Origin of the sequence: Capnocytophaga sp. oral taxon 324 str. F0483, from assembly GCF_000318315.2 — a bacterium.
Taxonomy (GTDB): domain Bacteria; phylum Bacteroidota; class Bacteroidia; order Flavobacteriales; family Flavobacteriaceae; genus Capnocytophaga; species Capnocytophaga ochracea.
In genome coordinates this window covers 5982-14955 of record NZ_KB291478.1, presented here as the reverse complement: position 1 = coordinate 14955, position 8974 = coordinate 5982, and the positions used below count along the sequence as shown (strand labels likewise).

The following is an 8974-nucleotide window of genomic DNA, read 5'->3' as shown; positions in this document are numbered from 1 at the left end:
ACAAAAGACGAACAATGAACGAAGAAAAGACGAAGAAAAGACGAACAAATGATGAACAAAAGACGAAAAAAAAAGTGAAGGTAAGTTAAAGCTAAGATAGGGATAAGAAGAAAGTTCGGTTGTATTTATCAATGCAAAAAAAAGGGGATACCAACGCAAAAGCGAAGGTATCCCTTTTTTTAATATATTTAATGATTAAAAATCGATAGAGGTATCGTCTTCTCCAGAGTCTTCTTCTTTCTCCTTGCTACAATCTATTTGGATTTGTACATTCTGAGGAGCAGGGAATGCAGCTTTGGAAACAGCTAAGTCAGCATCGGCATAACACTTTTTCATATAGTATCCCCAAATAGGTAGAGCCATTGTAGCCCCTTGTCCATAAGCCATACTACGGAAGTGTACTGCACGGTCTTCGCCTCCTACCCATACGCCTGTTACAAGATTAGGCACCATTGCGACAAACCAACCATCGCTGTTGTTTTGGGTAGTGCCGGTTTTACCAGCTATGGCATTGGTAAATTGGTAAGGATAGCCAGTCATCACATTTTTATATACAGCGTTGTAGCTATCAGCTCCTTTGGTACGCAATCTCGCCCCTGAACCGTAGCGAGTAACACCTTCCAAAAGATTTACTACGGCGCGAGCTACTTCGGCATTTACTACATCGTGAGTTTCAGGAGTATTTTCGAAGAGTACTGTACCGTTTTTATCTTCAATACGGGTAATCAGTACAGGTTTTACATATACGCCTTCATTGGCAAAAGTACCGTAAGCACCTACCATTTGGAAAACAGTAGCATCAGCAGTACCTAAGGCGATGGAAGGAGCTTGAGGCATATTGGAAGTAATCCCTAACTTTTTCACTAAGTTAATGACAGGAAGAGGACCTACTTTATCCATTAAATTCACCGTAATAGAGTTTACGGAGTTTGCTAATGCATATTTGAGAGTCATCATCTTACCAGTAAAGTTACCTGTGGAGTTACGCGGACACCAAGCTTGTAGGTTGCCATATTTATGGGCTTCTACACAAGTTTGTATATCGGGTAGCTCTAAACAAGGAGAATAGTGGAGCTGGTCAATAGCTGTGGCATAAACAAAAGGTTTGAAGGTAGACCCAGTTTGGCGAGCTCCTTGTATGACTTGGTCGTACTGGAAATGTTTGTAGTTAATACCACCAACCCAAGCCTTGATATGCCCTGTTTGGGGTTCCATAGACATCATTCCTGTGCGCAAAAAAGCCTTGTAGTACAGTATAGAATCGCGAGGGGTCATTACAGTGTCTTTCTCACCTTTCCAACTGAATACGCGCATATCGGTCTTTTTATAGAAAGAGTCGCGGATTTCCTTTTCGGAATAGCCTAAATACTTTAAGTGAGCCCAGCGATTAGAGTTTTTCATTGCCTTTTCAATTAGGGCTGCGTACTCATCTTTTGAGACCTTCACGAAAGGGAACATAGGGTTCTTTTTAGGGTTATTTTCGGCGTCGAAAGCCTTTTGTAGTCGTTGCATATGAGCTTTAACGGCAGCCTCAGCGTAGGCTTGCATCTTAGAATCGATAGTAGTGTAGACTTTTAGTCCATCGAGGTATAAGTTGTGCTTGGTACCGTCTGGCTTAGGATTGTTTTCAATCCAGGTTTTCATATAAGTACGCAAGTATTCGCGGAAATAGGTAGCCAAACCGTCGTTATGGCTCTCAGGGGTGAATTTAATTTTTAAAGGCAGTTTTTGTAGAGAGTCTTTTTCCTCTTGAGTAATGTAGTTGTTCTTTGCCATTTGGGCAAGTACTACATTACGCCTATTGGTGACGCCTACTTTATTTTTCACTGGATTATAAAGAGCGGAGTTTTTAAACATTCCGACCAGCATTGCCCCCTCTTCTATCTTGAGATTTTTAGGTTCTTTATCGAAGTAAATTTTGGCAGCAGAGCGTATACCATCGGCATTGTTATTAAAGTCGTAGACATTAAAGTACATTGCCAATATTTCTTCTTTGGTATATTGTTTCTCGAGACGAGTAGCAATAACCCATTCTTTTATCTTTTGAGTATAACGCCCTAAGCCTCTTTTCTTTTCTTTATGGAAGAGCTGTTTAGCTAACTGTTGGGTAATAGTTGAAGCCCCTCCTCTGCTACCGAAGAAAAACATTGCGCGCAAGGTGCCACGTACATCGATGCCTGAATGCTCATAAAAGCGTTCGTCCTCGGTAGCAATAAGCGCATCGACTAATGATTTGGGCAAATCTTTAAACTTAATAGGGGTACGATTCTCGTCTAAATAGAATTTTCCTAAGGATTTACCATCGGCGGTAATTATTTCGGTAGCCAAATTGGTTTCGGGATTTTCTAAGTGTTTGAAGTCAGGCATCTCGCCTAATAGTCCCAAAGACGCTGATAAGAACAGCAACATAATTGCTACAATTCCACCAGCAAAGATATACCAAAACCATTTTACGACGGGGCTTATACCCTTTTTGGTTTGACTATTGTTTTCTGTGTCGTTTGTTTTTTTCATATCTTATTTATTAGTTTATCAATGAAAGTTTACTTTCTGTTTTTTACTTCCTCAACTCTTAATCCTACTTCAGTAATTCCTTTGAGCACAGGCACGCCGTTGTTATCTCCTATTTTTCGCATTGCTTGTTCTATTTTTATGAGATATTTACCTTTAGTAGGGAATGTGAAATTCTCTTTATACCATAATTTACTCTCTTTTACGGCTGAATAGCCATAGCCTAACCATTTACCTTCGGGGGTAGCCATTTCGTACTCCAAAGTGTCTACAATTACTTTATTGCTGTTAGGCAATTCCATTTTAGTAATGAGAAACAGATTGCTGAACTCATAATGTTCGTCATTTCGGAGCATTATAAAAAGGTTTTTCTTTGCTACTGTGTCGTTTTCTTCTAATTCAAAAAACATAGGTTTATGCTGTTCCCAACCATTAGGTAAGGAAACATATTGGCTATATTCCACCCCACTATGGCAAGAAATAAGCAAGGTAAAGAAGGTTAGCAGGCTAAGAATTCTCATCTTTTGGTGTATTGTCGTTATTATTAACTTTTTGTTTGTTTTTATAATTAGGGTTCTTTTTGTTATTCCCATTGGTATAATGAGTATTTTTAGGTTTCGCTTGTGGCTTTTGAGCTTGTTTTTCGTTTGCTACCTCTGCATTGTTATTGTTTTTCTTAGCTCCTTGATTGGACTGTGATTTCAGTTGTTTAGAGGAGTTATTATTGTTACTTTGAGCAGATTTAGCATTCTTTTGACCTCCTTTATTGTCCTTTTTATTGTTGCGTTTGTTCTTTTTGCGCTTAGGAGTATCGAAACGGGTGATGCTATCTTCTTCTACCGGAGCGAGTTCGATGCCGTCATATACTGAGGTACTTTTACGAGAAGACAAATCGGTTACAATAGCGTATTCTTCGAGTTCCTCGATAGGTTCGCCGTTTTTATTGATTTCTAAGATTTCTTTTACACTGTCTACAGATAGTTTGTGCCAAGTAATAGGGTTTTCATCATAAGTGAACCACATTAATCGCTTAAAGATGTCTATCTTTTGACAAGTAGCCATACCGCGTTGTGTATGGAGTTTTGTATCGGTTCTTGGGAAGTCTTGCAGAGCATCTAAATAAGTATCGAGCTCAAAGTTCAAGCAACATTTTAGCTTACCACATTGTCCTGCTAATTTCTGTGGATTTAAAGAGAGTTGCTGATAGCGGGCAGCCGAAGTAGAAACGCTTCTAAAATCGGTAAGCCAAGTAGAGCAACACAATTCGCGTCCACAAGAGCCTATACCGCCCAAGCGAGCTGCCTCTTGACGGAAACCTATCTGGCGCATTTCTATACGCACTGAAAAGGCTTTTGCCATATCCTTAATAAGTTGGCGGAAATCTACGCGTCCTTCAGCTGTATAATAGAAAGTAGCCTTAGAGCCATCCCCTTGAAATTCGACATCTGAGATTTTCATTTCGAGCCCTAAGGCAATAGCCAGCTCGCGTGATTGTTTTTGTACTTCAGTCTCTTTGGCACGTGACTGTTGCCACACATCTATATCGTGCTGATTGGCTTTGCGGTATACGCGGGGCAAGTCGCCTTCCCAATCTATTTTTCGTTTCTTCATTTGCGAACGCACCAACTCACCTGTGAGCGTTACTACCCCCACATCGTGACCTGAGGGAGCTTCGGTAGCCACGACATCTCCTATTTGCAGAGGGAGCTTGTCGACATTGCGGAAGTATTCCTTTCGACTGTTTTTAAAACGTACTTCCACGCAGTCGAAAAACTCTTGTCCACCAGCTAATTGAGTATTAGCAAGCCAATCGAACACTGAGAGTTTTACACTCCCAAAGCTACTGGCTCGACAGTTGGATATACACCCTTTTTTTGTATGATTGATTGTGCAACTATTGCAACTCATTTTCTTGTTTATTATGTTAATAGTGTTTAGGTAACATACTACCTCAATCGGCAAAAATACAAAAAAATATAATTAGAGCAACAATGTTTAGTGATTATTTTCTTTATTTTTAGGATTATTACCTTAATATAGTCTGTTATTTTAGGTTTATAGACAGTATTTCTAAAAGAGATTTTACAGTAGGAATTGGAGGGAGGATTATATTTTCAGTTTGGTTTTTTAATCTGTTTTTTACGGCTTCAGCGGTAGTTTTACCTATACAAAATATTTGTTGTTCAGCGGTAAGGGTATTGCACGAGCAGTAGCTTTCTACTCCCGACGGACTGTAAAAGAGAATAGCACTTGCGTTCTCTTTTATCTCAATAGGAGTATATTCAGTTTTATAAGCGGTGATTTCTTTTACTTTTAAATTGTTTTCAGCAAAGAAGTTGGGGAGGGTATTAAGGCGTTGAGTACCTGCAAAGAATGCAATAGAGGTAAGTTTTTTTAAGGAAGTTAAGTTTTGCTGTAAATGTTGAACCAAATCAGAGGCATAGTGGGCAAAATGCAATACATTAAAACCGTTTTGAGTGAGTAGTTGTTGAGTTTGCTCACCTACACAAAGAACAGGAGTCTCTTTTAAGGTAGTTGCCAAAGGGTTTTGTGATAGGCTCTTCACTGCATTTTGACTGGTAACAATGAGCAAATCGTAGGGCGGTGTGAGGCTCATTGTTATAGGGCTTACAGTGATAAAGTTGTGTTCGATGAGGTGTATAGGAAGAACTGAAAGGATTGCTTTCTGTTCTTGGGATAAGACTTTTGTAGAGACGATGGTTTTCATATTTGTTATTTAATAAAAAAACTCGGTGAGTATTGCTACGCACCGAGTTTGGTAAAGTTAAAGAGGGGTTCCTTCGTTGGTTTTGAAGCGATACTCTAAATAAGTATAGGCATCGCGCGGTAGGATTTTTATCCATCGCTTGTATTTCAAGAACCACTTGAAACGGATAGAGCTAAATAGCCCTTTGGTTAAATAAGCAGCTATAAAAGGGTGCGCATTTAGCACGATACGTCCTTTATAGGCTTCCTCCTTAATAATGCTTTCAAGTTCTATATTGATTTTATCAATTAGAACGATAGGCGCTTCGATTTCGCCTTCTTTGCTTGGATTCTCTTCTTTTGTTTTGATGTTTAGTTCTTGGCGCACTCGCTGGCGTGTGATTTGTATCAGACCGAATTTGCTCGGGGGCAAGATTTTGTGTTTAGCACGGTCTTCGGCCATTTCGTTGCGCAAGTGATCGAATAATACACGGCGGTTTTCGCTATTGCCCATATCGATAAAATCGACGACGATGATACCACCCATATCGCGCAATCGGAGTTGTCGTGCGATTTCGGTAGCAGCGATGAGGTTTACGGATAGAGCGGTGGTTTCTTGGTCGTTATTTTTATTGGAATGGTTGCCACTGTTTACGTCTATCACGTGTAAGGCTTCGGTGTGTTCTATTACGAGGTAAGCTCCTTTTGGCATCGATACGGTGCGACCGAAAGCCGTTTTGATTTGTCGTTCGATATGGAACTTTTCGAATATAGGCACTGATGAGTGATAGAGTTTTACGATATTCTCTTTCTCAGGAGCAATTTCTTGTACGTATTTTTTTATCTGTTCATAGAGTTGCTCATTATCTACGTGAATACCTGTAAAGGAATCGTTGAACATATCGCGGAGGATAGCCCCCGTTTTGTTCACTTCACTCATTACCTTAGAGGGGAAAACCGCTTTTTGAATTTTTCGGCACATCAAAACCCAACGATTGAAGAGACTTTGCAAATCCTTGTCGAGTTCCGCTACTTTTTTACCTTCGGCTACGGTGCGTACAATCACACCAAAACCTTTGGGTTTAATGCCTTGCAAGAGTTTACGCAAGCGTTCTTTCTCGGCTTTACCTTCTATTTTCTGAGAGATAGAAATGCGGTCAGAAAAGGGAACCAACACGAGGTAACGACCTGCGATAGAGAGTTCAGAGCTGATACGAGGACCTTTGGTGGAGATAGGTTCTTTTACTATCTGTACTAGTATAGGTTGATTAGGTTTAAGTGTTTCGGCTACAGAACCATTTTTATCGATATCGGGTTCTAAGGGAAAATCTTTAAGAGAAAAATCTTTTAGTTTTCCAGAGATTACCCATTTTAGGAACTTCAGTAGAGAAGCTAATTGGGGGCCTAAGTCGTGATAATGCAAGAAGGCGTCTTTTTCGTGACCTACGTTTACAAAAGCTGCATTGAGTCCTTGTATAGGTTTGCGTACCTTAGCGAGCATTATATCTCCTACTCCTAAGCCGTTAGTATCTTCTTCTTTATGAAGTTCGATGAGCCTACCGTCTCTGAGCAAAGCAAAATCTACGTAAGAGGAACCAGAACGAATGATTAATTCTTTGTCCACTTTGTTGGATTTTAGTTAAACAATACTACTTTAAAGAGAAAAAGTAGTTAAAAACTACTTTTTCTTTTTGTGGCGATTAGCTCTCGCTCTTTTTTTGCGTTTGTGGTTAGCCACTTTATGTCTTTTTCTTTTTTTTCCGCTTGGCATAACTTAATTATTTAATATATTGTGATTTATTAATACAATGTTATTTTTTCGCTTTTTTATCAGTTTTAGCTACTTTTACCTTAGCTTTAACTCCTTCAACGAATACTTTTGCAGGTTTAAAGGCAGGAATGTTATGAGCGGGAATTTTCAAAGTGGTATTCTTAGAGATGTTGCGTCCAGTTTTTTCAGCTCTAGTTTTGATAATAAAGCTACCGAAGCCTCTAAGATATACGTTTTGACCACTTTCTAATGTGTTGATTACTTCGTTCATAAAGTTTTCAACCGTTAGTTGAACGTCGTTTTTATCAAGACCCAACTTGTCGGAAATCTTTGATACAATTTCTGCTTTTGTCATCTTTATATTGTTTTTATTAATAATATTCTCTAAATCCTTTCAGCGTGCAAAGGTACAAATTAATTATTTAATAAACACTATGTTAGAACAACTTTTTTTACTTTTTATTTTTTAGTGTCTGATAATTAGCTGTTTAAAACACTGTTTTCTAATATTTTACGATTAAAATATACTTTTGTCGTATCGCGGTAGATTTTTATGTTACTGATTGAAAATAAGTTTTAACTATTATCTTTTAACTGTAAGCTGGGCTACGTCGTGCCAAAAAGAGGGATAGGATTTGCTCACGACTTCTTTATCGGCTATTTCGAGGGTAGTTTTTAGCATCAAAGGTGTGAAAGCCATTGCCATTCGATGGTCGTTATAGGTAGCAATGCTAATGCCAGAGCGCAATTGTGGGCAAGGTGCTAAATGCAAGCTGTCGTGAGTAATACTTACTTCTGCTCCTAACTTTCTCAGTTCGGTTTGTAGTGCTTGAAGACGGTCGGTTTCTTTGATTTTAAGAGTGTGTAAGCCTGTTAAATGGCACTCTAAGCCCTTTGCTACACAAGTAACGGCAATGGTTTGTGCTATATCGGGGGTGGCATTTAGGTTATACTCGAAACGCTTTTGCTGAGGTTCAGCTACTTTTTCAATAGTTAATTCATTACCTTTGAATGAGGAGTGCACTCCAAAAAACTCATAAATAGTTTTTAAGGCACTATCACCTTGCAGGCTATGAGGCTTAAAATAGGACAATGAAAGGATGGTGCCTATGGGCGATAAGGCGACAAAAGCATACCAATAGGAGGCGGAAGACCAATCGGATTCTACTTCCCAACTGTTATGTAGTAAGTTTTTTCCTTTCATTGTGTTTACCTTTATAGTATTGGCTTTGAACAACACTTGCTCTTGTCCTATGCAATGAGCTAAGAGATTGGTAGTCATTTTTAAGTAAGGCAGAGAGGTAACTTCGCCTTCCAAATGCAAGGTGAGTCCGTTAGGCAAAGCAGGAGCAATAAGCAATAAAGCTGAGCTGTACTGACTGCTGACGTTGCCTTGGATATGTACTTCGTTGTTAGTAAGCTTTTTGCCTCTTATATATATAGATGGAAATCCTTCTTTTTCAGTATATGTAATATCGGCACCTAACTGTTGTAATGCATTTACTAATAGGTGTATAGGTCTTTCTTTCATTCGGGGGGAACCTGTGAGGAGTACTTCTTTGCTCTGCTGTATTGCAAAATAAGCGGTGAGAAAGCGCATTGCAGTACCTGCGTGATGAATGTCTACCACTTCTGTATGAGAGCTAAGAGCTTGTTGTAGCAGTAGGGTATCATCGGCAGTGGAGAGGTTTTGCACAGTGAGTTCAGGGAAGAGCGCTTGCAATATAAGCACTCTATTGCTTTCGGACTTGGAGCCTGAGAGCAACAGATGTTTTCCTGACTGTAATGTGGAATGAGGTAATTGTATGTTCATAAGGTAAAAGATTAATGGTGAATGGTGAATGGGTGATGGTGAATGGGTGATAGGTGTTTAATAGGGTGCAAAGGTAGGGAATAATGCTGATAATACCAAAAAATACTGATAATGCTATACTGATAATTAACTTTGGCAAAGGTGCGAACCGCACAGGCAGTCGTAGCACGACG

General features: G+C 39.3%; 7 protein-coding genes. All 7 read right to left on the bottom strand.

Annotation, left to right across the window (positions count from 1 at the left end):
• Positions 1-195: 195 nt before the first annotated feature.
• Positions 196-2514, bottom strand: coding sequence for a penicillin-binding protein 1A (locus tag HMPREF9072_RS00155; protein ID WP_009409916.1), 2319 nt, complete (start codon positions 2512-2514; stop codon positions 196-198).
• Between the two features lie 29 nt (positions 2515-2543).
• Positions 2544-3032, bottom strand: coding sequence for a gliding motility lipoprotein GldH (locus tag HMPREF9072_RS00150; RefSeq protein ID WP_009409915.1), 489 nt, complete (start codon positions 3030-3032; stop codon positions 2544-2546).
• Positions 3019-4329 (bottom strand): regulatory iron-sulfur-containing complex subunit RicT, encoded by a 1311-nt coding sequence (locus HMPREF9072_RS00145; RefSeq protein ID WP_009409914.1) that lies wholly within the window; start codon positions 4327-4329, stop codon positions 3019-3021. The genes HMPREF9072_RS00150 and HMPREF9072_RS00145 overlap by 14 nt, the downstream gene beginning before the upstream one ends.
• A 226-nt stretch (positions 4330-4555) precedes the next feature.
• Positions 4556-5239, bottom strand: a complete 684-nt coding sequence (locus HMPREF9072_RS00140; protein WP_009409913.1) for a uroporphyrinogen-III synthase — start codon at positions 5237-5239, stop codon at positions 4556-4558.
• A gap of 57 nt (positions 5240-5296) precedes the next feature.
• Complete coding sequence (locus HMPREF9072_RS00135; RefSeq protein WP_002670818.1) at positions 5297-6841, bottom strand: ribonuclease E/G; 1545 nt, start codon at positions 6839-6841, stop codon at positions 5297-5299.
• 187 nt (positions 6842-7028) lie between these two features.
• On the bottom strand, positions 7029-7343 hold the full coding sequence (locus HMPREF9072_RS00130; protein WP_002670816.1) for an HU family DNA-binding protein: 315 nt from the start codon (positions 7341-7343) through the stop codon (positions 7029-7031).
• Positions 7344-7571: 228 nt separating this feature from the next.
• A complete protein-coding gene (locus HMPREF9072_RS00125; protein ID WP_009409911.1) occupies positions 7572-8801 on the bottom strand; it encodes a 3-phosphoshikimate 1-carboxyvinyltransferase in 1230 nt (409 codons plus the stop codon).
• Between the last annotated feature and the right edge of the window lie 173 nt (positions 8802-8974).

Coding starts and splice junctions, on each gene's coding strand:
- HMPREF9072_RS00150 (WP_009409915.1), bottom strand. CDS start 3,032: ATGAGAATTCTTAGCCTGCTAACCTTCTTTACCTTGCTTATTTCTTGC.
- HMPREF9072_RS00140 (WP_009409913.1), bottom strand. CDS start 5,239: ATGAAAACCATCGTCTCTACAAAAGTCTTATCCCAAGAACAGAAAGCA.
- HMPREF9072_RS00130 (WP_002670816.1), bottom strand. CDS start 7,343: ATGACAAAAGCAGAAATTGTATCAAAGATTTCCGACAAGTTGGGTCTT.
- HMPREF9072_RS00155 (WP_009409916.1), bottom strand. CDS start 2,514: ATGAAAAAAACAAACGACACAGAAAACAATAGTCAAACCAAAAAGGGT.
- HMPREF9072_RS00125 (WP_009409911.1), bottom strand. CDS start 8,801: ATGAACATACAATTACCTCATTCCACATTACAGTCAGGAAAACATCTG.